The organism is Pandoraea sp. ISTKB (assembly GCF_001721285.1).
GTDB lineage: Bacteria > Pseudomonadota > Gammaproteobacteria > Burkholderiales > Burkholderiaceae > Pandoraea > Pandoraea capi.
The window spans coordinates 143,059-168,959 of record NZ_MAOS01000094.1; the positions used below are offsets into that span (position 1 = coordinate 143,059).

Here is a 25,901-nt window from a genome sequence, read left to right on the forward strand (position 1 = left end):
CATGTCGCAACGTCTCTCCATTCTTGGCTCCACAGGCTCTATCGGCGTTAGCACGCTCGATGTCGTGGGGCGTCACCCCGATCGCTTCTCGGTCTACGCACTGTCGGCACACCGTAACCTCGACCGTCTGTTCGAGCAGTGCGTTGCGCATCGTCCGAAAGTCGCGGTTGTCGCAGATGCCGAAGGCGCAAGCGTCCTCTCGGCTCGACTGGCCGAAGCCGGATTGAAGATCGATGTGGCCTATGGCCCGCAAGCGCTCGTCGATATCGCCGAAGCGGCGGAGCCTACGATGGTCGTCGCGGCGATCGTCGGTGCAGCAGGCCTTCAGTCGACGCTCGCCGCCGCACGTGCGGGCAAGCGAATCTTGCTGGCGAACAAGGAGTCGTTGGTGCTGTCCGGTGCGCTGTTCATGGCTACGGCCGAGCGCGCAGGGGCCACCTTGCTGCCGCTCGACAGCGAACACAACGCCATTTTCCAGTGCCTGCCGCAGGTCGCTGGCGAAAATCGGATTTCCACGCGTGGCGTGGAAAAACTGGTCTTGACGGCTTCGGGCGGTCCGTTCCGGGAGCGCGAACTGGCGTCTCTCGATAACGTCACGCCGGACGAGGCGTGCGCCCATCCGAACTGGGTCATGGGCCGGAAGATCTCGGTGGATTCGGCCAGCATGATGAACAAGGGCCTGGAGGTCATCGAGGCTCACTGGCTGTTCAATATGCCGCCCGAGAAGATCGAGGTGCTGATTCACCCGCAAAGCGTGATTCACTCGATGGTGACCTACACGGATGGCTCTACGCTGGCGCAACTCGGTAACCCCGACATGCGTACGCCGATCGCCCATGCGCTTGCGTTCCCGGATCGGGTGACGTCGGGTGTGCCGGGGCTGAATCTTGCTGACATCGGCAAGCTGACGTTCGAAGCGCCGGATCTGCGTCGTTTCCCGTGCTTGCGTCTGGCATTCGACACGTTGCATCGTGGTGGCACGGCCGGCGCACTGCTCAATGCCTCGAACGAAGTGGCGGTGGCGGCGTTCCTCGATGGACGTATCCGTTTTACCGCGATTGCGCAGGTTGTCGAGCAGGTGCTCGACGCCGTGCCGGTAGGCGAAGCCACGTCGCTCGACGTGGTGCTCGAGGCTGACCGCCGTGCACGTGAACTGGCGACGGCCATCGTCGCCAAGTTGCCCGCGCCGGCGCGTTCCTGACGCCGCTCATCATGTCGTAACGTCTCCAGGGCCCGTCTGCTCATGAATTTACTGACCACGTTGCTTGCGTTCGCCATCGCCATTGGCGTCCTGGTGGTGTTCCATGAGCTGGGCCACTACACCGTCGCGCGATTGTGTGGTGTGAAGGTGCTCCGGTTTTCCGTGGGTTTCGGTGCGCCATTGCTCAAGTGGACGATGGGCCGGGATCGCACGGAATGGACGATCTGCGCGCTGCCGCTCGGCGGCTATGTCCGTATGCTCGACGAGCGAGACGAGACCCAGATCGTTGCGCCGGAAGACCGTTCCCGGGCGTTCAATCAGAAATCGGTCTACAAGCGCTTCGCCATCGTGGCCGCAGGGCCGATTGCCAATTTCCTTCTTGCTATTGCGCTTTACGCCGGCCTGAATCTGGCTGGCGTGACTGAGCCTGTGGCGCGCATTGCGCCGCCGCCGGCGGGCACGCTTGCGGCTCGGGCGGGGTTCTCGGGCGGTGAACTGATTACCGGTGTCCGTGACAACGGGAGAAATCCCGATGAGGCGGTCGGGGATGAAACGGCCGTCCGCTCCTGGGAAGATCTTCGCTGGCGTCTCGTCGATCCGATGATCGAGGGGCAGCGCGTGACGCTGGTTGCGCGGACGCGGGACGGCCGTGCGGAATATACGTTGGACGCGGCTGGTCAGCACTTCGACGCTGACGGCGAGCAGGACTTCATGCAGCGCCTGGGGCTGGTACCGTCGGCACGGGTCAAGGTCGGGCAGATCATGGCGGGTGGGGCGGCGGGGCTTGCCGGGCTGCGTGTAGGCGATGAGATCACGGCGGTGGACGGCAGTCCCGTGGCGTCGGCCAAGGCGCTTGTGGATGCGGTGCGGGCGCATCCGGGCAAGCCCATGACGCTGACCGTGCGCCGCGATGGCGCCTTGAGCAACGTCACGCTGACACCGAGCGCCGAAGCAGATCCTGCTGCGGCGGGTGGTGCGCGCGTCGGCAAAATCGGAGCGGCATTGGCCAGCCAGGTCGATTCGGTGACGGTTCGTTACGGATTGTTCGAGGCGATCGGACGAGGGGCGCAGCGTACGTGGGATGTGACGGCGTTCAGCGTGCGGATGTTCGGGAAAATGATCACCGGGCAGGCATCGCTCAAAAATCTCAGCGGACCGGTCACGATTGCGGACTACGCGGGACGTTCGGCGCGGCTCGGGCTCGATTATTTCGTAGCCTTTCTGGCGCTTGTCAGCATTAGCCTGGGCGTATTGAATCTATTGCCGATTCCGGTTTTGGACGGTGGCTATCTGTTATATTATGCGGTCGAAGCGATTACCGGTCGGGCAGTTTCCGAGCGGTGGCAGGGCGCGCTGCAACGAGTGGGCATCGTTTGCATCCTTGCGCTCTCTGCCGTAGCACTTTTCAACGACCTGTCGAAGTTGCTGCACTAGGACAGCGTCACGTGCCTGCCGGTCGCAGGCAAATCCGAGTTTTTACGATTCAATTGTTTCTTGGGGAAGCAAGTTGTCGAATAAATACCACCTTGTTCCGAAGACCCTGGTGATTGCGGTTCTGGCGGCACACAGTTTTCTGGCACGCGCCGTCGAGCCCTTTGTGGTCAAGGATATCCGAGTGGAGGGCTTGCAGCGTATTGAACCCGGTACCGTGTTTTCGTACCTGCCCGTCAAGCCGGGTGACAAGTTCAACGATGATAAGGGTACCGAAGCAATTCGTGCCCTTTACGCTACGGGCCTGTTCTCCGATGTGAGCGTTGAAGCGCAGGGCAGCGTGCTGGTGGTGCACGTCAACGAGCGTCCCGCCATTGCTTCCATCGACTTCCTCGGCATCAAGGAATTCGACAAGGACGGTTTGAAGAAGGCTCTGCGCTCGGTCGGCCTGACCGAAGGTCGCACCTTCGACCGTAACCTGCTCGACAAGTCGGAGCAGGAACTCAAGCGTCAATACCTCACGCGCGGTTACTACGCTGCCGAGGTCAAGACGACGATCACTCCCCTTGAACGCAATCGCGTCGGCATCCAGTTCGCCGTGACGGAAGGCCCGAAGGCCACGATCCAGCAGATCAATTTCGTCGGCAACAAGGCATTCTCCTCGTCGGATCTGACGGCAGAAATGGAGTTGGGTACGCCGAACTGGCTGTCCTGGTATTCGAAGAACGACCTGTACTCCAAGGACAAGCTGACGGGCGACCTGGAAAAGCTGCGCTCGTTCTACCTGAATCGCGGGTATCTGGAATTCAACATCGACTCCACCGACGTTTCGATTACGCCGGACAAGGACCAGATGTACCTGACGATCAACCTGCACGAAGGCGAGCCGTACAAGGTGTCCGACGTCAAGCTCTCCGGTGAAATGCTGGGCAAGCAGGACGACGTGCAGAAGCTCGTGCAACTGAAGGCCGGAGATACGTTCTCGGCTGCCAAGCTGCAAGCGAGCACGAAGGCCATTTCCGATCTGTTGGGCAACTACGGCTTCGCTTTCGCGAACGTGAACGCCCAGCCGACCATCGACCGCAACAATCACACCGTTGCGCTGACGCTGACGATCGATCCGGGTCGTCGCGTGTACGTTCGCAAGATCAACATCGTGGGCAACTCGCGTACGCGTGACGAGGTCATTCGCCGCGAATTGCGTCAGCTCGAAAGCTCGTGGTACGACGCCGACCGCCTCAAGCTGTCGCAAGACCGTATCAACCGTCTGGGCTACTTCACCGACGTGAACGTGACGACCGAGCCGGTTGCCGGTTCGAACGACCAGGTCGACCTTCAGGTGAAGGTGGAAGAAAAGCCGACCGGTACCATCAACATCGGTGCGGGCTTCTCGTCGACCGATAAGGTGGTGTTGCAGGCAGGTATCAGCCAGGACAACGTGTTCGGCTCGGGCACCTCGCTGTCGGTGAACGTGAACACCGGTAAGACGTACCGTACCCTCGCCGTGACGCAGGTCGATCCGTACTTCACGGTCGACGGCGTGAGCCGTATTACCGATATTTACTATCGTACGTACCAGCCGCTGCTGCTGACGAGCGATTCGGATTTCCGTATCAATACGCTCGGCGGTAACCTGAAGTTCGGCGTGCCATTCTCGGAAGTCGACACGGTCTTCTTCGGCTTGGGCTTCGAACAGACGCGTCTGCATTTGACGAGCGACGGCACCACGCCGCAACGCTACATCGACTATGCGAACCAGTTCGGTTACGTCAGCAACAACTACCCGCTGACGGTGGGTTGGTCGCGCGACTCGCGTGACAGCGCGTTGATCCCGAACCGCGGTCATTACCAGCAGGCCAACATCGAAATCGGCACGCCGATCGGAACGACCAAGTACTTCCGCGCTTATTACCAGCACCAGTACTACTATCCGGTGAGCCGCGGCTTTACGCTGGCGTTGAACGGTGAAGTCGGTTATGGCCACGGCATGGGCGGTCAGCCGTTCCCGATCTTCAAGAACTACTTCGCCGGCGGTATCGGTTCGGTGCGTGGTTATGAGCCGAGCTCGCTGGGTCCGAAGGACACCAACGGCGAACCGCTGGGTGGTGCATCGAAGCTGATCGGCAACGTCGAACTGACTTTCCCGCTGCCGGGCACGGGTTATGACCGTACGCTCCGTATCTTCACGTTCTTCGATGGTGGTAATGTGTTCGATAACGGCCAGGCGATTACCGTTAACAACCTGCGCTATTCTTACGGCTTCGGTCTGTCGTGGATTTCGCCGATTGGCCCGCTCAAGTTGTCGATGGGCTTCCCGCTCGTCAAGAAGACGGGCGACCAGTATCAGAAATTCCAGTTCCAGGTCGGTACGTCGTTCTAACGACGGTATTTCGACCGGTTCCGAATGTTTCATCGTTGTAAGGGGTAATACATTGAACGGTATCCGTAAGCATTGCCTTCGCGGCGTCGCCGCGGCGTTGCTGGCCGGGGTCGCCTTTGCGGCTTCGGCTCAGGATGCGCGCATCGCCGCTGTCAATTCGGATCGCATTCTGCGCGATTCCACGCCGGCCAAGGCTGCGCAAGCCAAACTCGAAGCCGAGTTCTCCACGCGGGACAAGGCGTTGCAAGATATGGCTCAACGTCTCAAGGCGATGTCGGACAAGCTCGACAAGGACAATCCGACGCTGAGCGACGCCGAGCGTGCCAAGCGTCAACGCGATCTGGCCGCTGCCGACACCGAGTTTCAACGCAAGCAACGCGAGTTTCGTGAAGACCTGAACCAGCGTCGCAACGAAGAGCTCGCCGCCGTGCTCGACCGCGCCAACCGTGTGATCAAGCAGATTGCGGAAGCGGACAAGTACGACCTGATCGTGCAGGAAGCGGTCTATGTGAGCCCGCGTATCGACATCACGGACAAGGTGCTGAAGACCCTGAACGCAAGTTCGGGTAGCACCAGCGGCAAGTGACGGGTGCGCAGTCCATGTCGGGATCGTCGTCCGCTCTATCCGTTCCCTCCGTCACGCTGGCGCAGTTGATCGCACGCTTCGGCGGCGAACTCGTGGGCGACGAAAACGTGAGCGTCGACGGTCTTGCGCCGCTTGATCGTGCCGGCGCACGCCAACTCGCGTTCCTGTCCAATCCGTTGTATCTCGCGGAAGTGCCTAACTCGGGCGCTGCCGCCGTCATTCTTTCCAAAGCCGACTTCGATAAGCTGCCTTCGCACGAAGGTCGCGCGTGGATCGTCGCGCCGAATCCGTACGCCTACTTTGCGCGGGTCGCGCAGATGTTTGCTCAGGCAGCTACGCCGGTGCCGCCTGCCGGGATTCATCCGAGTGCCAGCGTCGATCCGACGGCTGTGGTGCCGGCATCCTGCGTGATCGGACCGAACGTCGTGATCGAGGCCGGTGCGCGGCTGGGTGAGCGTGTTCGCCTGATGGCGAATGTGTTCGTCGGTCGGGGGGCGACGGTAGGCGACGATGTGCTCGTTTATCCGAACGTCACGCTTTATCACACGACAGTCATCGGCGCCCGCTGTGTGATTCAGGCCGGTGCCGTGATCGGCTCGGACGGGTTCGGTTTTGCCCCCGATTTCTCTGCCACAGGCGGCGAATGGGTCAAGATTCCCCAGGTCGGCCGCGCGGTGATCGAGGACGATGTAGAGATCGGTGCCTCCACGACGATCGATCGCGGCGCCATGGCCGATACGGTCATCGAGCGCGGTTGCAAGATCGACAATCTGGTGCAGATCGCGCACAACGTGCGTGTCGGTGCGTTCACGGTAATTGCTGCGTGTACGGGCATTGCCGGCAGCAGCACTATCGGGAAGTTCTGCATGCTGGGTGGTAACGTCGGTGTTGCCGGTCACGTGACGATCGGCGACAAGGTGATCGTCACCGCCAAGTCGGGCGTGTCGAAATCGATCCCTGGCCCGGGCACATTTACCAGCGCGTTTCCGGCAATTCCGAACGCCGAATGGAATAAAAACGCGGCCATCATGCGCAATCTGGACAAGATGCGCGATCGCGTGCGACAACTTGAAGCGAAGGTCAAGGACCTGCAAGACAAATGAGCGAGACCACTATCAATATCGACATCCACAAGATCATGAAGCTGCTGCCGCATCGGTATCCGATGCTGATGGTGGATCGCGTGATTGGACTGGAGCCGCACAAGAACATCAAGGTCATCAAGAACGTGACGATCAATGAGCCGTATTTCACCGGCCATTACCCGCAGCGTCCGGTGATGCCGGGTGTGCTGATCGTCGAAGCGCTGGCTCAGGCCGCTGCACTGCTGACGTTTTCCGACGAGCCGGTGCACGACGAGAACACGCTTTACTATTTCGTAGGGATTGAAAAAGTTCGCTTCAAGCGACCGGTCGAACCCGGCGATCAACTCGTTCTCGATGTCGATTTCATTAGCGGAAAGCTGGGCTTCTTCAAGTTCAAGGGTGTTGCGACGGTAGACGGCAAGATGGCCGCCGAAGCCGAGTTCGTTTGCATGGTCAAGAAGAACGGCGAATAACCGGAAACGAGACGCTCATGACGAACATTCATTCCACCGCAGTCGTCGATCCGAAGGCGCAACTGGCGGACGACGTGGTCGTCGGCCCTTATGCGATTGTTGGTCCGAACGTGACGGTCGGCGCCGGTACGCAGATTCTCGCGCATACGGTTGTCGACGGTCACACGACGCTGGGCGAGGGCAACAAGATTGGCCCGTTCGCGTCGATTGGCGGTAGTCCGCAGGACATGAAGTATGCGGGCGAGCCGACCAAGCTCGTCATTGGCGATCGCAACACGATTCGCGAGTTCACGACCATTCACACCGGTACGGTGCAGGATGGTGGTCTGACCGGCGTCGGTAACGACAACTGGATCATGGCTTACGTGCACATCGCGCACGATTGCCACGTTGGCAATCACACCGTGTTTTCGAGCAACGCGCAATTGGCCGGTCACGTGCATGTCGACGACTGGGCCATCATCGGCGGCATGACCGGTGTGCACCAGTTCGTGCGCATCGGTGCTCACGCCATGGTAGGCGGTGCTTCGGTGCTCGTGCAGGACGTGCCGTCATTCGTCATCGCGTCGGGCGACCGCGCGGTGCCTTACGGCATCAACGTTGAAGGCCTGCGTCGTCGCGGCTTCTCGGCCGATGCAATCACGGCGCTGCGCCACGCCTACAAGTTGCTTTACAAGAGCGGATTGACGCTCGACGAGGCCAAGGTGCAAATCGAAGCCTTTGGCAATGCGGGTGCGCCGGACGTCTTCGAAGCTGTCCGTTCGCTGCTCGACTTCCTCAACGCAAGCACGCGCGGTATCGTGCGCTGACCTATGCCGCCGACCCTTCCCGGCGCCGGCCAGCGAACCCTGGCGATGGTAGCCGGGGAGCTGTCAGGCGATCTCATTGCCGGCAACGTGCTTGCCGGTCTCAAACAGCGTCTTCCGGCCGACATCGCGTACGCAGGTGTCGGTGGGCCCCATATGGCGGAAGAGGGCTTCGACGCCTATTGGCCGATCGACAAGCTCTCCGTCATGGGTTACGTCGAAGTCATCAAGCATCTGCGCGAGATTCTCTCGATTCGCAAGCAGCTTCGCGAGCGCTGGCTCGCTGAGAAGCCGATGGCGTTCGTCGGCTTCGACGCGCCCGACTTCAATTTCGATCTCGAAATCAAGCTGCGTGAAGCGGGGGTTCCGACGATTCACTTCGTCAGCCCGTCGATCTGGGCGTGGCGTGGTGGGCGGATCAAGAAGATCAAGCGTGCCGTCGACCACATGCTGTGCCTGTTCCCATTCGAGCCGGAGATCTATCACCGCGCAGGCATCGACGCGACCTTCGTAGGCCATCCGATGGCCGACAAGATTCCGATGGTGCCTGATGTTGCGGGGGCGCGAGCGAAGCTCGGGCTCGAAGGCGATGCGCCTGTCGTGGCGATCCTCCCGGGCAGTCGTACGTCTGAAGTGCAGCGGCTGACGCCGGTGTTTTTTGCCGCCATGCGTCTGCTCGCGAAGCGCGATCCCTCGATTCGTTTCGTGTTGCCGGCAGCAACGCCGCGCTTGCGTACGTTGATGCAGCCGATTTTCGATGCACATCGCGATCTTCATCTGACGGTGATCGACGGCCGCGCGCCGCTGGCTCTGGAGGCGGCGGACAGCGTGCTTCTCGCCAGTGGGACGGCCACCCTCGAAGCTGCGCTGTACAAGAAGCCGATGGTCATCTCCTACAAGGTGCCCTGGCTGACGGCGCAGATCATGAAACGACAGGGCTATCTGCCTTACGTCGGCTTGCCTAACATTCTTTGCGGCGAGTTTGTCGTGCCGGAATTGCTGCAACATTTTGCGACGCCCGAGGCACTCGCGGACGCCGTCTGGAAGCAGTTGACGGACTCGGCGTTGCGCGACTCGCTACAAGCGCGCTTTACGAAGATTCACGAGCAGTTGCGCCAGAACACGGCAGCACGCTCGGCGGAAGTGATCGAGCGCGTGCTTCGTGAGAAGGGGCGCATATGAGTGAAGACGTCAAAGTGCGTCGAACGGTACGTAAGTCGACATCAAGTCGTGGGGCTTCACCGGCATCGGCCACACCTCGGGCACGCGCCGGTGCCAAGACATCTGCACCGCAAATGGCGTTCGATCTGTTCGCGGATGTCGCGGCCGATCTGACGTGTGGTGTTGATGAAGTCGGGCGCGGACCGCTGGCCGGACCTGTCGTCACGGCTGCGGTCATTCTCGATCCGTCGCGTCCGATCAAGGGGCTGGCCGATTCAAAGAAACTCACGGCGCTGCGACGCGAAGCACTGTACGAGGAGATCGTGGAGCGCTCGCTCGCGTTTTGCATCGCCGAAGCGAGTGTTGCGGAGATCGATTCGCTGAACATTTTGCACGCGACGATGCTGGCGATGCAGCGCGCGGTGAATGGACTGTCGCGTGTGCCGGCATTGGCGCTCATCGACGGGAATCGTTGTCCGGCGCTGCCGATGCGCGCGGAGGCCGTCATCAAGGGCGACGACAAGGTGCCCGCGATTTCGGCGGCGTCCATTCTGGCCAAGGTGACGCGCGACCGTCAATTGGCCGCGTTGCATGAGGAGTTTCCGCAGTACGGTTTCGACGAACACGTCGGATACGGTACGCCGAAGCATCTTGCAGCGCTGCGTGCACATGGACCGAGTCCGCATCATCGTCAGTCGTTTGCGCCGGTGCGCGAAGCGTTTGAAATTTTCGGCACGCTGACGGTGTCGCGCATGGTGCGTTCGTCATGAAACTCATCAGCTCCAAAGACAATCCGTTTTACAAGCGCCTGAAGCAACTGGCGCAGTCGAATCAGCAACGACGCAAGCTGGGACAGACGCTACTCGAAGGCGTACATCTTGCGGATGCCTATCTGGGGGCGCTCGGACAACCGCTCGTCTGTGTCGCGGCGGAGTCGGCACTCGAAAATGCCGAAGTGGCGCATATCTGGGCGAAGGTCGATGCTGATCGCCGTGTGTGCCTGCCGGATGCGCTGTTCGAACCGTTGTCGACGCTGGTCAATGGCGTGCCGCTGCTGTTCGTCGTGGAGATGCCGTCGGGGCATTTGCCTGCGTCGCAGACCGCCGACTGCGTCATTCTCGACGCCGTGCAGGATGCGGGGAACGTTGGCTCCATCTTGAGAAGCGCCGCGGCTGCCGGTGTACGCGACATCTATTGCATGTCGGGTACGGCACTCACGTGGTCGAGCAAAGTGTTGCGCGCAGGGATGGGCGCTCATTTTTCGCTAAATATCGTGGAGCATTGCACGCCGGATTCGCTGGCGCCGCGTTTGTCGGTGCCGCTATTGGCGACCAGCTTGCAAGCGAGCACGTCGCTTTACGAGCAGGACTTGAGCGCGCCGGTGGCCTGGGTATTCGGGAACGAGGGCGCGGGTGTTTCGCCTCACTGGCTCGATCGGGTGCAGACGCCGATCCGCATTCCGCAACCCGGCGGCATGGAGTCGCTGAACGTCGCCGCCTGTGCGGCGATCTGTCTGTTCGAAGCGGTGCGGCAGCGGTTGTCGTAACGACGTTCTTCAGTCTTGAGGACGTAGCAAAAGGGACGCTCATGGCGTCCCTTTTTACTGCCTTCTTATTTCTGTGTGCTTCTGCGCAGGGCTCGACGTCGTTAGTAAACGTCGCGCTCCAGCTTGATTTCCTGAAGGATCGTCGTGGCGATTTCCTCGATCGACTTGTGTGTCGAGGACAGCCACTTGATGCCTTCGCGACGCATCATGGCCTCGGCCTCGTTGACTTCGTAACGACAGTTCTCGAGCGATGCGTATTTGCTGCCCGGGCGACGTTCGTTGCGGATCTCCGAAAGACGTTGCGGATCGATGGAAAGTCCGAAAATCTTGTCCTTGTACTGATCGAGCGTGGAGGGCAGTTTCTCGCGCTCGAAATCATCGGGAATCAACGGATAGTTGGCGGCTTTCACACCATATTGCATGGCGAGGTAGAGCGTCGTCGGGGTCTTGCCGCTACGCGACACGCCCACGAGAATCACGTCGGCGCTCTGCAGATTCTTGTTGGATTGTCCGTCGTCGTGCGCCAGCGAGAAATTCACCGCCTCGATCCGGTTCTTGTACGCTTCGCTGTCGGCATTCTGGTGAACGCGCCCGATGGCGTGCATCGACTTCAGGCCGAGTTCCAGTTCCAGCGGTTCGATGAACGTTTGAAACATGTCCAGGATCACGCCCTGGCAATTGCGCAGGATTTCGTTGGCCCGGGCATCCACCAGCGTGCTGAAGATGATCGGACGTACGCCCTCGCTCCGATACATTTCGTTGATCCGTTGCGCCGTTTCATAGGCTTTATCGACGGAATCCACGAACGGAACGCGAATCTGACGGAAACGCATCTCGAATTGCGCGAGGATCGAGTGCGCAAACGTTTCGGCGGTGATCCCCGTGCCATCGGACACGATGAAAACGGGCCGCGTGGCGATGGGTTTGGCCGACGCGGCGGGCGTGCCTGCGGCGGGGGACGGGGAATTTCCGGGAGTGGTGGCGTCGCTCATGCGCAGAATCGCAAAATGGTGCATTGCACGGTAGAATAGCGGCAACTTGTTGGATAAGCAATTGCGCGACCATCGCGCGAAGTTCCGTGGAAGCCCCGTCTGGCGGGGTGTTCCGGGAATTGGCGGTGGTTCGGAGCCAGTCGTCGGGCGCTAGCCCCTGGCACTCGACGATACCAAAGCGCGGCGTAGGCGCCACCACAGCGCGATTCCTTATCCAACAGGTCGATCGGCCCATGTCAGTCCCAGCCGATCCATCGAGAATTTTTTTTCTTACTTTAGGGGCTTTTATGACTAACGCAGCACACGACGGCGCCTACGTGGTGCCGTTTGAGCATCTGCGCATGACCGACGTCGAGTCGGTCGGCGGCAAGAATGCATCGCTTGGCGAAATGATCAGCCAACTGGCCAACGCAGGGGTTCGCGTGCCGGGTGGCTTCGCCACGACGTCTTTCGCATTCCGCGAGTTCCTCCAGCACAACAACCTGACCGAGCGCGTTGCCAAGCGTCTCGAGGGTCTCGACGTGGACAACGTCAAGGCGCTCGCCGAGGCCGGTGCCGAAATCCGTCAATGGATCATCGACGCACCGCTGCAACCGCAGCTCGAGCAGGGAATTCGCGAGCAATTCGCACGCATCACGGCCGACCAGCCGGACGCGTCGTTCGCCGTGCGCTCGTCGGCTACGGCCGAAGACCTCCCGGATGCGTCGTTCGCCGGTCAGCAGGAAAGCTATCTGAACGTCGTCGGCATCGAAGACGTGCTCGATCGCATGAAGCATGTGTTCGCGTCGCTGTACAACGACCGTGCCATTTCGTATCGCGTTCACAAGGGCTTCACGCACGCCGAAGTGGCGCTGTCGGCCGGTGTGCAGCGCATGGTGCGCTCGGACTGCGGTGCGTCGGGCGTGATGTTCACGATCGACACGGAATCGGGCTTCCAGGACGTCGTCTTCATCACGGCCAGCTATGGCCTGGGTGAGACGGTCGTGCAGGGCGCCGTGAACCCGGACGAGTTCTACGTCTTCAAGCCGACGCTCAACGCCGGCAAGTACCCGATCATTCGCCGTACGCTGGGCTCGAAGCTCGTCAAGATGGAATTCACGCAACCGGGCGAACCGGGCCGTGTGAAGACGATCGACGTGCCGATGGAGCTGCGCAACCGCTACTCGATCACCGATGACGATTGCGCCGAACTGGCCAAGTTCGCGCTGATCATCGAGAAGCACTACGGTCGTCCGATGGACATCGAGTGGGGCAAGGACGGCAAGGACGGCAAGATCTACATCCTTCAGGCGCGTCCGGAAACCGTGAAGAGCCAGTCGGCAGGCAAGGCCGAGCAGCGCTTCAAGCTCAAGGGCGATGCCCCGGTGCTGGCCACGGGCCGCGCTATCGGCCAGAAGATCGGCGCCGGTCCTGTGCGCGTGATCATGGATCCGAGCGAAATGGAACGTGTGCAGCCGGGCGACGTGCTGGTTGCCGACATGACCGACCCGAACTGGGAGCCGGTGATGAAGCGTGCGTCGGCCATCGTGACGAACCGTGGCGGCCGTACCTGCCACGCGGCCATCATTGCGCGTGAGCTGGGTGTGCCGGCCGTCGTTGGTTGCGGTGACGCCACCGACGTGCTCAAGGACGGCGCGCTGGTGACCGTTTCGTGCGCGGAAGGCGACGAAGGCAAGATTTACGACGGTCTGCTCGAGACCGAAGTCACCGAGATCCAGCGCGGCGAAATGCCGAAGATCCCGGTCAAGATCATGATGAACGTGGGCAACCCGCAACTGGCCTTCGACTTCGCGCAACTGCCGAACGAAGGTGTGGGTCTGGCGCGCCTCGAGTTCATCATCAACAACAACATCGGTGTGCACCCGCGCGCGATTCTCGAGTACCCGAACATCGACGCCGACCTGAAGAAGGCGGTCGAGTCGGTGGCTCGCGGTCACGCGTCGCCGCGTGCGTTCTACGTCGACAAGCTGGCCGAGGGCATCGCCACGATCGCTGCGGCGTTCTACCCGAAGAGCGTGATCGTGCGTCTGTCGGACTTCAAGTCGAACGAGTACAAGAAGCTCATCGGTGGTTCGCGTTACGAGCCGGACGAAGAAAACCCGATGCTGGGTTTCCGTGGTGCGTCGCGCTACATCTCGGAAGACTTCGCCGAAGCCTTCGAGATGGAGTGCCGTGCGCTCAAGCGTGTTCGCGACGAGATGGGCCTGACGAACGTCGAAATCATGGTGCCGTTCGTGCGTACGCTGGGTCAGGCGGAGCGCGTGGTCAACATGCTCGCCGACTACGGTCTGAAGCGCGGTGAAAACGGTCTGAAGCTGATCATGATGTGCGAAGTGCCGTCGAACGCCATTCTGGCCGACGAGTTCCTCGAGTTCTTCGACGGCTTCTCGATCGGTTCGAACGATCTGACGCAGCTCACGCTGGGTCTGGATCGCGATTCGGGCATGGAATTGCTGGCGAAGGACTTCGACGAGCGTGACCCGGCGGTGCAGTTCATGCTGAGCCGCGCGATCAAGGCTTGCTTGTCGAAGGGCAAGTATGTCGGTATCTGCGGTCAGGGCCCGTCGGACCATCCGGACCTGGCTGAGTGGCTGGCGAAGGAAGGGATTGCGTCGATGTCTCTCAACCCGGATACGGTGATGGAGACGTGGCAGCAACTGGCCAAGCTGACGAAGTAAGCTTGACGAGAAACGCCTGAAATAGGACGCGTCCGAGCGGCATCTCGGACGCGGCCGAAAAGCTGGGCATTCCCTTGGGATGCATGCGCTAATCGGTACGTTTCATGCTATAAACCCCGGTATTACACCGGGGTTTTTTGTTTTGGGGAGTTGCAATGGAGCAGGCTTGGCTTTGGTTCGGCGTTGCCGGATTGATCGTGGTGCTGGAGCTGGCGAGCGGGACGTTCTACCTCCTGATGGTGGCGCTCGGCGTCGCTGCCGGTGGCGTTGCCGCGCTGCTGCGCGCCGACTGGCCATTGCAATGGGTGACGGCCGCGGTGGTGGCGGGCGTGGCGGTCTGGGTGCTGCGTCGTAGCCGGTTCGGCAAGCGCCGCATCAAGGTCGATGCGTCGGCAGACCCCAATACCAATCTCGATATCGGCCAGCGACTGCGCGTGGAGTCGTGGCGGCCTGATGGTCAGGCACGCGCCATGTATCGTGGCGCCGAGTGGGATATCGAACTGATGCCGGGCGAAGCGCCAGATGCCGGATGGTTCGTGATCCGGGAAGTGCGCGGCAGCCGGTTGTACGTCGTGCATGCCACGCCCTAAACGGATGTAGCGGGAGCTCAGGGATGTCAGGTGGATGGGATCGTCGTGCCAGCGGGCGTCGACATGCGTCGATGCTGATGACACCAGCGAACACTTAGCCTTTACCGCTGTCTGATAGCAAGACCTGCTATCGCGGGTGACAGGAAACCAGTCTGCTAGTGGGGCAGACGCTTTCGGGGGAAAACATGATATCCAACGTCGCATTTATTCTCTTCATCATCGCGGTCATCATTGCAGCGCGCTCGATCAAGATCGTGCCGCAGCAGCACGCATGGGTGGTGGAGCGTCTGGGCAAGTATCACGCGACACTCACTCCCGGCATGTCGATCGTCGTGCCGTTCGTGGATCGCGTGGCTTACAAGCATGTGCTCAAGGAAATTCCGCTCGATGTACCGAGCCAGATCTGTATCACCAAGGACAACACGCAGTTGCAGGTCGACGGCATTTTGTACTTTCAGGTGACGGATCCGATGAAGGCGTCGTATGGTTCGAGCAACTTCATCGTCGCGATCACGCAGTTGGCACAAACGACGCTGCGTAGCGTGGTCGGCAAACTTGAACTGGACAAGACGTTCGAAGAGCGCGAGTTCATCAACCACAGCGTGGTGAATGCACTCGACGAGGCCGCCGCGAACTGGGGCGTGAAAGTGCTGCGTTACGAGATCAAGGATCTGACGCCGCCCAAGGAAATTCTGCATGCCATGCAGGCCCAGATCACGGCAGAGCGTGAGAAGCGTGCGTTGATCGCGGCGTCGGAGGGGAAGAAGCAGGAGCAGATCAACCTGGCCTCCGGTGCACGTGAAGCGGCGATCCAGAAATCGGAAGGTGAACGTCAGGCGGCGATCAACCAGGCGCAAGGGGAGGCCGCAGCGATTCTTGCCGTGGCGGAGGCCAACGCCGAAGCCATCCACAAAATTGCGACGGCCATTCAGACGCAGGGTGGCATGGAAGCCGTCAACCTGAAGGTGGCCGAACAGTATGTCGACGCGTTCAGCAAGATGGCGAAGACGAATAACACGCTGATCGTGCCGGGCAATCTGTCCGACATGAGCGGGATGATCGCGTCGGCGCTCAAGATCGTGCGCGGCACGGAAGGCGGCTCAGGCGTGCCGCCGGAAGGGAGTGCGGGAGGCTTTGGTAACTCGGGGCGTCGCTGAGCCACATCGCGCAGGTCCGGGGGCTTGCCGATTAAAGGCTGCGCTATGCCTTCGTGACGCAGCGTAGGTCTGCAAGTTGTTCGCAAAATGCATGGCATGCACGCGCGACCGCCGTTCGGCTGAAATGAAAATGCCGCTTCGAGGCAAATCGAAGCGGCATTTTTTTCTGGGGTTCTGCGAGTGACCTCGACGTCCGGCCGTGGTCAAAATCGCTGGATCGAACGTCGTGGGATTCTCGGAGCGCTGACTGAAACGCCATCGTCGCGCCCTGGCAGACGCTGGCCCGTCTTTCCCAACGTCTTACGTGGGGTTGCGCATCAGTCGCGCCTTCTCGCGATTCCAGTCGCGTTCCTTTTCCGTTTCGCGCTTGTCGTGCAGCTTCTTGCCCTTGCCCAGGCCGATCTCGCACTTCACGAGCCCCTTGCTGTAGTGCAGGTTGAGCGGCACGAGCGTGTAGCCGCGTTGCTCCACCTTGCCGATGAGTTTCTTGATTTCGTCGGCGTTGAGCAGCAGCTTGCGGGTGCGCACGGGGTCGGGCGAGATGTGCGTCGAGGCCGATTGCAGCGGGCTGATATGCGCGCCGATCAAAAAGATTTCGCCATGTTTGATCACGACATAACCTTCCTTGATCTGCGCTCGTCCAGCGCGAATCGCCTTGACTTCCCATCCTTCAAGCACGATCCCGGCTTCGTATCGTTCCTCGATGTGGTAGTCGAAGAAGGCCTTTCTGTTGTCGATGATGCTCATGGATCCTTGGCGGGTAACTTGGTCGGACCCGGTGAGTCGGGCTCGGGTAAAATAGCGATTTTAACAAAGAGTCTCGGCAAGAGGCGGCCAGCGACACATGCCGGATCGATGCGATATCGATAGCGGATGTGCCGCGTGCATACACCTCGCCCGACAGACGATGGCCGAAGTCAGTAAAACCGTTCTCGTGCATTTCTCGGACGCGCAAATGTACGACCTGGTGACCAATGTCGCCGATTACCCCAAATTCCTGCCGTGGTGCGGTGGCGTCGATATTCGTCATCAGGACGAGCACAGCATGGAGGCGTCGCTGATCATCGACTTCAAAGGCCTGAAGCATTCGTTCGCGACGCGTAACACCCAGGAGCGTCCGCACTCCATCCAGATGCACTTCGTCGAAGGGCCTTTCAAGCGTTTTCACGGCACCTGGAAATTCACGGCGCTGCGGGAGAACGCTTGCAAGATCGAATTTTCGCTGCACTACGAATTTGCGAATTTCCTGCTTGAGAAGGTGATCGGCCCTGTTTTCAGTCACATCGCCAATACGTTCGTCGACGCGTTCGTCAAGCGTGCGGAGACTGTCTATGTCAAATGAGGTGACCGTCGAAGTTTGCTACGCATTGCCGGGCGAGCAGACGATTATCCCGCTGGCTTTGCCTGCTGGCGCTACGATGCGCGATGCCATTGAGCGTAGTGGTGTGTTGCAACGGTTTCCTGAACTGGATATCGCCCGGATGAAGGCAGGGGTGTTCGGGAAGGTGCGTGCGTTGGACGCCGCCGTCGAAACGGGTGATCGTATCGAGATTTATCGGGGGCTCAAAGCCGATCCGAAGCTGGCGCGCCAGCGACGCGTCGAGAAAGTGCGTAACGAAGGTAGCCGTGAAGGGCAGAAGTGGCTGGGGAGCAGCCGGCGCGGTAGCTGACGCGGGGTGTCGCCCGCGTCCTGTCCGCGTCCTGTGTTTCCCGCGCGCTAATGCGTTGGCCGTTTGGCGTGTAGCCGGACCGACGCGCTTACCCCCAGCAGCAGCAACACAATGGCCGCCAATTCCAGCAGGCGCGGCAGACGCTGTTCGTAGACGAATCCATAAACGAGTGCGAACAGCGTTTCAAACACGATCATCTGTCCCGACAGCGTTAGCGGCAGTATCCGGCTCGCGGCGTTCCAGAACGCGTTGCCGATGGTCGATGCGCCGATGGCAACGGCAATGTTCACCATCAAAAACATCTGCCAGTCACGAGGTGCACCGGCCGCCACCGGGTGCGGCAGCAGTACCGCCGGGATCGCCAGCGCGATGGCCAGCACACCCGTCGCCACCCCCGTCAGCAACGACCATTCCTGACTCGTGAAATGTCCGAATTTCGCGAGATAGCGGGCGTTTGCGACGGCATACCACGTCCAGCTTACCAGCGCGCCGACCGCGCAGACGATGCCGATCAGCGTCAGGCGCCAGTCACCGCCGCTGGCGGCGGCGTGCGTGAAGACGTCCACGTTGATGCACGCGATGCCTGCCGCGATAAGCGCCAACGGTCCGGCAAGCTTCGACAGGGGGAGGGCGCCGTGATCCCGGCTACCCACCAGCGTCACGGTGACAGGAAGCACGCCGACGATCAGCGAGGCCGGGGCGATGCCCGCCATCTGGACTGCGGCGGCCACAAAGAGGTAATAGACGAGATTGCCGACGAGACTCAGGCGAAACAGGGCGCGCCAGTCGTTCCCCGTGACGGTGTGGCGCAGGCGGGGCCAGAGCGGCGCGAGCAGCACGGCGGATACCAGTCCGTACAGAACGTAGCGGGCCGCCGACAATTCCAGCGGCGAGAATCCGGGCAACTGGCGCGGGGCCAGAAACACCAATCCCCACAAGGCGCCTGCCGCCAGTCCGTAAGCAATGCCTTTCCCCATGGAACTCCTGTTCGTCGTTGGTTTGGCCGAGGGGCCGTAGCGTCATGCCGTAGGCGGCTGAGCCCGTTGCCCGGGACGCCCGGTCGGCCACATTCGGCGTCGCACCCGTCGAAGCGGCGCCAGACTGCGTCGGCAGGCTCGGGAAGGGCGCAAGAATAGCACCCGGTCCTGGCGCAACGCTTGTGAAATCCTGCACCCGACGGGCGCGACAGCGCGCGGGCGTTCGAGGCTGGCGATCGGGATGACAGGGCTTGAACCGCGGCCGACCCGAGGGGCGGCGTGCGTCAGGCTGGCGTTGAACCGGATTGTCGGGGAAAAAGCCCCTTGACATGTGGGGCAGACGTGCCATGCATTCGCCGATTTCTGTATAATTCGGTTTTGCGCCTATAGGATTTGCCATGCGTCTGATCCAAAAAGCACTCACATTCGATGACGTGCTCCTCGTCCCGGCCTACTCTGCCGTTCTCCCGCGCGACACCAGCCTGAAAACCAAGCTCACGCGCAACATTACCCTGAACATGCCTTTGCTGTCGGCCGCCATGGATACGGTGACCGAAGCGCGTCTGGCTATTGCCATGGCGCAACAGGGCGGTATCGGCATCATCCACAAGAATCTGAAGCCGGCCGAGCAGGCGCGGGAAGTCTCGAAGGTCAAGCGTTTCGAGTCGGGCGTTCTGCGCGATCCGATCACGATTCCGCCGCACATGAAGGTGCGCGATGTGATCGCTTTGTCGCGCCAGCATGGCATTTCCGGTTTCCCGGTCGTCGAGGGCGCGCAGCTCATCGGTATCGTCACGAACCGCGACCTGCGTTTCGAAAGCCGTCTGGACGAGCCGGTGCGCGTGATCATGACGCCGAAGGAGAAGCTCATCACCGTGCGTGAAGGCGCTTCGCCGGCAGACGCCGAGCGTCTGATGCACGATCACCGCCTCGAGCGCGTGCTGGTCGTCAACGATGCCTTCGAACTGCGCGGTCTGATGACCGTCAAAGACATCACCAAGGCGACGGAATACCCGCTGGCGAGCAAGGACGAGCACGGCAAGCTGCGTGTGGGCGCCGCCGTCGGCGTGGGCCCGGACAATGAAGAGCGCGTCGAGCTGCTGGTGGCTGCCGGCGTCGACGTCATCGTGGTCGATACGGCACACGGCCATAGCCAGGGCGTGCTCGACCGCGTGCAATGGGTCAAGAAGCATTTCCCGCAAATCGAAGTCGTGGGCGGCAACATCGCCACGGCAAGCGCCGCGCTGGCACTGGTCGAGCACGGCGCCGACGCCGTCAAGGTGGGGATCGGCCCGGGCTCCATCTGCACGACGCGTATCGTCGCCGGTGTCGGTGTGCCGCAGATCACGGCCATCGCCAACGTGGCGGAAGCGCTCAAGGACACGGGCGTTCCGCTGATCGCCGACGGTGGCATTCGTTACTCGGGCGACGTCGCCAAGGCACTGGCTGCTGGCGCGCATACCGTGATGATGGGCAGCATGTTCTCCGGCACGGAAGAAGCGCCGGGCGAAGTGTTCCTGTATCAGGGCCGCTCGTACAAGAGCTACCGCGGTATGGGTTCGGTCGGTGCGATGAAGGACGGCGCTGCTGACCGTTACTTCCAGGATCCGGCCAACAACGCCGACAAGCTTGTGCCGGAAGGTATCGAAGGCCGTGTGGCGTACAAGGGCAGCGTGAATGCGATTCTGCATCAGCTGACCGGCGGCATTCGGTCGTCGATGGGTTATCTGGGTTGCCCGTCGATCAAGGATCTGCATGAAAAGGCAGAGTTTGTCGAAATTACGGCCGCCGGCATGCGCGAATCGCACGTGCACGACGTCCAGATCATGAAGGAAGCCCCCAACTACCACGTGGAGTAAATGCCCATGAAGGCCATGTTGCGTACGGTACTGTTCCTCGATGCGGCGCTGAATCTGGCACTTGGCGTGCTGCTGATCGCGTCGTTCTGGTCATCGCTGTATGCGGCCATCGATGTGCCTGCGCCGTCGCCAGTGCTATATGCACAGGTGCTCGGCGTGGCCTTCATCGGCTTGGCATGGCTGCAATGGCACGCCACCGTGAATGGCCAGTTGACGGCAACCGTCGCGAAAGTGACGGGGCATATCAACTGGGTCAGCGGTGCGTTCGTGCTGGGCTGGCTCATCTCCGGCCAGTTGGTAGTGTCGAGTGGCGGCAAGCTGATGCTGGCCGCGCTCGGGGCTGTCCTGCTGGTGGTCGGCGGTATTCTCGTCAAGCTGGCGTCGAGCGTGCGCACGAAAGAGCGCGTACAGGCGGCGCAGCAGGTTGGCGAGCGGGTGCGTGGCGGTGTGGTGAGCGATACCCGCCGTGATGCACCGATTGCACCGGCTGATTATTCCGATGCCCGGGTCGTCGACGAGACTCGTGGCACGCGCGCTGAGCCGCGCATGGAGCCGCCCCGAGGTGGCTCCGCATCCGTCAATACCACGCCGGTCGCGCCCGTGGGCGCCACCGGCATTGTCACGCCCGTGCCTTCTGCCACGGCGCCGACGTCCAACGAATCCACTTCATCCGTACCTCACGATGCACGACAAAATCCTCATTCTTGACTTCGGCTCGCAAGTCACCCAGCTCATCGGACGCCGCGTTCGCGAAGCGCACGTCTACTGCGAGATCCACCCGAACGACGTTTCGGACGAATTCATCCGCGAATTCAATCCGAAGGCGATCATTCTGTCGGGTAGCCATGCGAGCACGTACGAGGATCAGGATCTGCGCGCACCGCAGGCGGTCTGGGATCTGGGCGTGCCGGTGCTGGGCATTTGCTACGGCATGTTCGCGATGACGGTCCAGTTGGGCGGTCAGGTCGAGGCCAGCAACCATCGTGAATTCGGCTACGCCGAAGTGCGTGCGCATGGTCACACGCCGCTGCTCGACGGCATTGAGGATTTCCGTACGACCGAAGGTCACGGCATGCTCAAGGTGTGGATGAGCCACGGCGACAAGGTCACGCAACTGCCGGAAGGCTTTGTGCTGATGGCATCGACGCCGAGCTGCCCGATCGCCGGCATGGCCGACGTGAATCGTCACTACTATGCTGTGCAATTCCACCCGGAAGTCACGCATACCGTGAAGGGCCGCGAGTTGCTCGAACGTTTCGTGCTGGAGATCGCCGGGGCGAAGCCGGACTGGATCATGCGCGATCACATCGAGGAAGCCGTCAAGGCGATCCGCGAGCAGGTCGGTGACGAGGAAGTGATTCTGGGGTTGTCGGGCGGTGTCGATTCGAGCGTCGCGGCGGCGCTGATTCACCGTGCCATCGGTGACCAGCTGACGTGCGTGTTCGTCGATCACGGTCTGCTGCGTCTGAACGAAGGTCAGATGGTGATGGAGATGTTCCAGGGCCGTCTGCACGCGAAGGTCGTCCACGTGGACGCTACGGCGCAGTTCATGGGCCATCTGACGGGCGTGACCGATCCGGAGCAGAAGCGCAAGATCATCGGCCGTGAGTTCGTCGAAGTGTTCCAGGCCGAAGCGAAGAAGCTCAAGAACGCAAAGTGGCTGGCGCAGGGCACGATCTATCCGGACGTGATCGAGTCGGGCGGTGCGAAGACGAAGAAGGCGACGACGATCAAGAGCCACCACAACGTTGGCGGTTTGCCGGAGACGCTGGGTCTGAAGTTGCTGGAGCCGCTGCGCGATCTGTTCAAGGATGAAGTGCGCGAACTCGGCGTGGCGCTGGGTCTGCCGCACGACATGGTGTACCGTCACCCGTTCCCGGGGCCGGGTCTGGGCGTGCGCATTCTGGGTGAAGTGAAGCAGGAGTACGCGGATCTGCTGCGTCGCGCCGATGCGATCTTCATCGAAGAGCTGCGCAACACCGTCGAGCCGAATAGCGGCAAGACGTGGTACGAACTGACGAGCCAGGCATTCGCGGTGTTCCTGCCGGTCAAGAGCGTTGGCGTGATGGGCGATGGCCGTACGTACGAATGGGTCGTGGCACTGCGCGCCGTGCAGACGCAAGACTTCATGACGGCGCACTGGGCCCACCTGCCGCACGACCTGCTCGGCAAGGTCTCGAACCGCATCATCAACGAAGTGCGCGGTCTGAACCGAGTCGTGTACGACATCTCGGGCAAGCCGCCGGCGACGATCGAGTGGGAGTGATCCCGCTTCGTCTCGTCTAGGTAGGTGCAAACCGACCGCTCAAGCCCGCTTCATTGCGGGCTTTTTTTCGTCTCGAATGCAAGTCAAGGGGAGTGAAAATGTCTGAACGTCCAACCGTTGCGCTCATTGGTCCCGGCGCCATTGGTACCGTGATTGCTGCGGCATTGCATGAAGTTGACCGCACGCCTGTGCTTTGTGGGCGCACTGCGCATGCGCAGTTGGCGTTGCGTCATGACGAGGGGGAAATCGTGGTGCCCGGTCCGGTGTTGAGTGATCCGGCAACGATTGAGCGCCCGGTCGACGTGGTGTTTGTCGCCGTGAAGACGACACAGGTTGCTGACAGCGCCGACTGGCTGGCGGCGCTGTGTGATCGGAACACCGTGGTATGCGCGCTGCAAAATGGTGTCGAGCAGCAAGCGCAGCTCAAACCCTATGTCAACGGCGCAACGGTGTTGCCTTCGGTTGTCTGGTTCCCGGCGCAGCGCGAGGCCGATGCTTCTGTCTGGCTACGTGCGAAACCACGTCTAACCTTGCCCGACGCGCCGCAAGCGAGACGCATCGCCGACGTGCTGAGCGATACCCGCTGCGCAGTCGATCTGTCAGCCGACTTCATTTCCGTCGCCTGGCGCAAACTTCTGCAGAACGCGGTCGCAGGCCTGATGGTGCTGGCGAATCGTCGTGCAGGCATGTTTTCGCGAAGTGATATTGCAGGTCTGGCGTCCGCCTATTTGCACGAATGTCTGAGCGTGGCCCGTGCAAGCGGTGCGTCGCTGAGCGACAGCGTTCCGCAGGAAATCCTCGACGCGTTTCAGCGGGCTCCCGCCGATTTAGGGACTTCCATCCTCGCCGATCGACAAGCCAATCGTCCGCTTGAGTGGGATATCCGAAATGGCGTCATCCAGCATTATGGCCGCCTGCATCACGTTCCTACGCCGATCAGCGATGTGGTGGTGCCGCTGTTGGCGGCGGGTAGCGAAGGGCCGGGTTAAATGTTTTAAAGGTTAGGGCAATCGCTGCAGGGCACCGGCAAGTCGACGCGATCTTACGTCCCGATGGCGACGTGCAGAACTTGCCGTGGTCGCTGCTCAGGTGCTGGCAGCGAAAATGACGGGCGCATCATCGCTCGTCATTTCACAACGGCGCTCGCAACGCCACTCGCAACGGCATCCTCAGCCGCATTCTGCTCCGCTTCCCGATTCTGCTTCGCCTTGGCCAGACGCCAGCGCGTCAATTCATCCGCTCCCGGACCTTCCACAATCGCGATATCCGGCCCGGTCACTGGCTGACCGGTGCTCTTGTCGATGAACGCCCACTGAACGTCCGCGCCCGTCTTCCGATTGACGATCTTCAGTGACGGGCCGTCTGTGCCTGCCATCGCCATCCGATCCCCGATCTGCGACATCAACGCCATCATCGGGGCGATCTGACGCCCCTTGGGCGTGAGCCAATACTCGAATCGCTCCGGATTCGTCTGATAGCGGCGCCGCTCCACCAGACCAGTGGCCTCCAGATGCTTTAGTCGGTCACTCAGTGTCGCGTTGGTCACGCCGGACGACTGACGGAAGTCGTCGTAACGGTGCAGGCCGATGACGAGATCACGCAGGATCAGCAGACCCCAGCGATCCCCAATCGCACCCATCACACCGGCGATGGAACACACCATGCCGTCAAATCCTTTCGAGCGCATATCACGGATCTCCTCGCGGTTTCGAATCCCCGAGCGGGGAAACTCTGATTATAAGAACTACCTCCATCGACAGCAACAATCCGACAAATGGGCGACGTTGAGTGCCGAATCCTGCAAGAACCGCAAGATTCGGTGACATGACCCGCTTGCATCAACGGTAACTCTTATAATAAGATTAACTGTCGTATTTGCCAATTGACTGGCACCGCCACCCATCGCGGCCCTTGTCGTCGCGTGACGTCTGACGGAATACCCCGCGTCCTGACGGACGTACTTATCGAAGCATCAAGCCATGGAAAAAACGCCAGACCTCACGCGCCGCACTTTGATGAAGGCCACCGCCACCATTGCCGGGATCGTCCCCGTGATGACCGCGGCAACGACCGCGCTCGGCGCCGAACAGACACCCCCGGCCGCGCAGGCCGCCCCGCTTTCCGGCGGAACGGCACCGCAGCCGACAACGCTCGCCGAAGTGCCACTTAGCGCCGATGTCACGTTGACGATCGAGCGTCGCGGTCAGATCGCGTTGCTGGGCCTGAATCGTCCGGCATTGCAAAACCGCATCGATCCCGACACGTTTCGTGCGCTGGCACGCGCCTTGTACGACTTCGATCACGATCCGTCATTGCGGGCCGTGGTGCTGTACGGTCATGGCGAGCACTTCTCGCACGGCATCGACGTTGATGCCTTCCGCAAGGCCTCGGCCGCCGGCAGTCCGCTCGCCGGCGTGCCGCGTATCGTCAATCCGCTCAACTACGGGCCGGGCCATCGCACAAAGCCGTTGATCGTCGCCGTGCATGGCGATACGTGGAACATGGCGCATGAGCTGTTCCTCTCGGCCGACATCCGTATTGCTGCGGCAAATACGCAATTCGGTCAGGACGAAAACACGCACGGACGGTTTCCGGGCGGTGGCTCGACGGTGCGTTTCGTTCAGGAGGCGGGGTGGGGCAACGCCATGCGCTACATGCTGACCGGCAATCACTGGACGGCAGACGATGCGTACCGCATGGGCACGCTGCAAGAGATTGCAGCGACACCGCAAGCTGCGCTTGAGCGAGCCATCGCAATCGCTAACAAGGTCGCAGCTTGCGGCCCGCTTGGCGTGCAGACGACGCTGGCCTCGGCGCACCTCGCCATCGATGCAAGTCAGGGACCGGCATTCGCCGCCCTCGGGGCGCAGTACGGCGCGGTGTACCGCACAAACGATTTTATCGAAGGTGTTACGGCCGAGGCACAGGGCCGCGCACCGGTCTTTCACGGCAACTGATCGCCGTCCACCGCAGGTGGCGCGCAGCGCGGCCAATGCACCGCGCTGGCGCGCACTGCCTCTGAACATCCACATCCATGCCCCGG

At 61.2% G+C, this 25,901-nt stretch carries 23 protein-coding genes and 1 pseudogene; 20 read left to right on the forward strand and 4 right to left on the reverse strand.

Annotated features, from left to right (window positions below):
* Position 1: 1 nt before the first annotated feature.
* The 10 genes from ispC to A9762_RS26725 all read left to right on the forward strand — a co-directional run bounded on the left by ispC (position 2) and on the right by A9762_RS26725 (position 10,669).
* A complete protein-coding gene (gene ispC / locus A9762_RS26680; RefSeq protein WP_069344980.1) occupies positions 2–1,201 on the forward strand; it encodes a 1-deoxy-D-xylulose-5-phosphate reductoisomerase in 1,200 nt (399 codons plus the stop codon).
* Between the two features lie 42 nt (positions 1,202–1,243).
* On the forward strand, positions 1,244–2,635 hold the full coding sequence (gene rseP, locus A9762_RS26685) for an RIP metalloprotease RseP (protein WP_069344981.1): 1,392 nt from the start codon (positions 1,244–1,246) through the stop codon (positions 2,633–2,635).
* A 73-nt stretch (positions 2,636–2,708) separates the two neighbouring features.
* Positions 2,709–5,012 carry an outer membrane protein assembly factor BamA gene (bamA, locus tag A9762_RS26690; protein WP_170836340.1) on the forward strand — a complete coding sequence of 768 codons (2,304 nt, stop codon included), beginning with the start codon at positions 2,709–2,711 and terminating at the stop codon, positions 5,010–5,012.
* 52 nt (positions 5,013–5,064) lie between these two features.
* Positions 5,065–5,598: an OmpH family outer membrane protein gene (locus A9762_RS26695; RefSeq protein WP_069344983.1), complete on the forward strand. Its 534-nt coding sequence runs from the start codon at positions 5,065–5,067 to the stop codon at positions 5,596–5,598.
* 14 nt (positions 5,599–5,612) lie between these two features.
* Positions 5,613–6,701 carry a UDP-3-O-(3-hydroxymyristoyl)glucosamine N-acyltransferase gene (gene lpxD, locus A9762_RS26700; RefSeq protein WP_069345032.1) on the forward strand — a complete coding sequence of 363 codons (1,089 nt, stop codon included), beginning with the start codon at positions 5,613–5,615 and terminating at the stop codon, positions 6,699–6,701.
* Positions 6,698–7,156, forward strand: coding sequence for a 3-hydroxyacyl-ACP dehydratase FabZ (gene fabZ, locus A9762_RS26705; protein ID WP_069344984.1), 459 nt, complete (start codon positions 6,698–6,700; stop codon positions 7,154–7,156). Before lpxD ends, fabZ begins: the two co-directional genes overlap by 4 nt.
* Positions 7,157–7,173: 17 nt before the next feature.
* Entirely contained in the window at positions 7,174–7,965 is a 792-nt protein-coding gene (gene lpxA, locus A9762_RS26710) for an acyl-ACP--UDP-N-acetylglucosamine O-acyltransferase (RefSeq protein WP_069344985.1), read from the forward strand.
* 3 nt (positions 7,966–7,968) lie between these two features.
* On the forward strand, positions 7,969–9,144 hold the full coding sequence (lpxB, locus tag A9762_RS26715) for a lipid-A-disaccharide synthase (protein WP_069344986.1): 1,176 nt from the start codon (positions 7,969–7,971) through the stop codon (positions 9,142–9,144).
* A gap of 113 nt (positions 9,145–9,257) precedes the next feature.
* A complete protein-coding gene (rnhB, locus tag A9762_RS26720) occupies positions 9,258–9,893 on the forward strand; it encodes a ribonuclease HII (RefSeq protein ID WP_069344987.1) in 636 nt (211 codons plus the stop codon).
* Complete coding sequence (locus A9762_RS26725) at positions 9,890–10,669, forward strand: RNA methyltransferase (protein WP_069344988.1); 780 nt, start codon at positions 9,890–9,892, stop codon at positions 10,667–10,669. The genes rnhB and A9762_RS26725 overlap by 4 nt, the downstream gene beginning before the upstream one ends.
* Positions 10,670–10,770: 101 nt before the next feature.
* Here the strand turns inward: A9762_RS26725 and A9762_RS26730 are convergent, their stop codons facing one another.
* On the reverse strand, positions 10,771–11,661 hold the full coding sequence (locus A9762_RS26730) for a pyruvate, water dikinase regulatory protein (RefSeq protein ID WP_069345033.1): 891 nt from the start codon (positions 11,659–11,661) through the stop codon (positions 10,771–10,773).
* A 287-nt stretch (positions 11,662–11,948) separates the two neighbouring features.
* On the opposite strand from A9762_RS26730, the gene ppsA reads away from it, so the two are divergent.
* The 3 genes from ppsA to A9762_RS26745 all read left to right on the forward strand — a co-directional run bounded on the left by ppsA (position 11,949) and on the right by A9762_RS26745 (position 16,086).
* Positions 11,949–14,339 (forward strand): phosphoenolpyruvate synthase, encoded by a 2,391-nt coding sequence (ppsA, locus tag A9762_RS26735; protein WP_069344989.1) that lies wholly within the window; start codon positions 11,949–11,951, stop codon positions 14,337–14,339.
* Positions 14,340–14,494: 155 nt separating this feature from the next.
* Positions 14,495–14,929, forward strand: coding sequence for an NfeD family protein (locus A9762_RS26740; protein ID WP_069344990.1), 435 nt, complete (start codon positions 14,495–14,497; stop codon positions 14,927–14,929).
* 185 nt (positions 14,930–15,114) lie between these two features.
* The gene (locus A9762_RS26745; RefSeq protein WP_069345034.1) at positions 15,115–16,086 is read left to right on the forward strand and encodes an SPFH domain-containing protein; all 972 of its coding nucleotides are present in this window, start codon (positions 15,115–15,117) and stop codon (positions 16,084–16,086) included.
* Between the two features lie 300 nt (positions 16,087–16,386).
* Here the strand turns inward: A9762_RS26745 and smpB are convergent.
* Positions 16,387–16,836 (reverse strand): annotated as a pseudogene (gene smpB / locus A9762_RS26750) (SsrA-binding protein SmpB); the annotation flags it as partial.
* A 157-nt stretch (positions 16,837–16,993) separates the two neighbouring features.
* Here smpB and A9762_RS26755 point away from each other — a divergent pair.
* Together A9762_RS26755 and A9762_RS26760 are read left to right on the forward strand one after the other, a co-directional pair.
* Positions 16,994–17,428 (forward strand): type II toxin-antitoxin system RatA family toxin, encoded by a 435-nt coding sequence (locus A9762_RS26755; RefSeq protein WP_069344992.1) that lies wholly within the window; start codon positions 16,994–16,996, stop codon positions 17,426–17,428.
* Positions 17,418–17,756 (forward strand): RnfH family protein, encoded by a 339-nt coding sequence (locus A9762_RS26760; protein WP_069344993.1) that lies wholly within the window; start codon positions 17,418–17,420, stop codon positions 17,754–17,756. Before A9762_RS26755 ends, A9762_RS26760 begins: the two co-directional genes overlap by 11 nt.
* 47 nt (positions 17,757–17,803) lie before the next feature.
* On the opposite strand, the gene A9762_RS26765 is transcribed toward A9762_RS26760, so the two are convergent.
* Positions 17,804–18,733, reverse strand: coding sequence for a DMT family transporter (locus A9762_RS26765; RefSeq protein WP_069344994.1), 930 nt, complete (start codon positions 18,731–18,733; stop codon positions 17,804–17,806).
* A gap of 398 nt (positions 18,734–19,131) precedes the next feature.
* On the opposite strand from A9762_RS26765, the gene guaB reads away from it, so the two are divergent.
* The 4 genes from guaB to A9762_RS26785 all read left to right on the forward strand — a co-directional run bounded on the left by guaB (position 19,132) and on the right by A9762_RS26785 (position 23,847).
* Positions 19,132–20,592 (forward strand): IMP dehydrogenase, encoded by a 1,461-nt coding sequence (gene guaB, locus A9762_RS26770; RefSeq protein WP_044455604.1) that lies wholly within the window; start codon positions 19,132–19,134, stop codon positions 20,590–20,592.
* A 6-nt stretch (positions 20,593–20,598) separates the two neighbouring features.
* Positions 20,599–21,300, forward strand: coding sequence for a hypothetical protein (locus A9762_RS26775; RefSeq protein ID WP_139133418.1), 702 nt, complete (start codon positions 20,599–20,601; stop codon positions 21,298–21,300).
* Positions 21,275–22,858 (forward strand): glutamine-hydrolyzing GMP synthase, encoded by a 1,584-nt coding sequence (gene guaA, locus A9762_RS26780; protein WP_069344996.1) that lies wholly within the window; start codon positions 21,275–21,277, stop codon positions 22,856–22,858. The genes A9762_RS26775 and guaA overlap by 26 nt, the downstream gene beginning before the upstream one ends.
* Positions 22,859–22,950: 92 nt before the next feature.
* Positions 22,951–23,847, forward strand: a complete 897-nt coding sequence (locus A9762_RS26785; RefSeq protein ID WP_206093623.1) for an oxidoreductase — start codon at positions 22,951–22,953, stop codon at positions 23,845–23,847.
* 137 nt (positions 23,848–23,984) lie between these two features.
* On the opposite strand, the gene A9762_RS26790 is transcribed toward A9762_RS26785, so the two are convergent.
* A complete protein-coding gene (locus tag A9762_RS26790; protein ID WP_069344998.1) occupies positions 23,985–24,545 on the reverse strand; it encodes a helix-turn-helix domain-containing protein in 561 nt (186 codons plus the stop codon).
* Between the two features lie 292 nt (positions 24,546–24,837).
* Here A9762_RS26790 and A9762_RS26795 point away from each other — a divergent pair, with 292 nt between their 5' ends.
* Positions 24,838–25,815: an enoyl-CoA hydratase-related protein gene (locus tag A9762_RS26795; RefSeq protein ID WP_083254325.1), complete on the forward strand. Its 978-nt coding sequence runs from the start codon at positions 24,838–24,840 to the stop codon at positions 25,813–25,815.
* Positions 25,816–25,901: the final 86 nt, after the last annotated feature.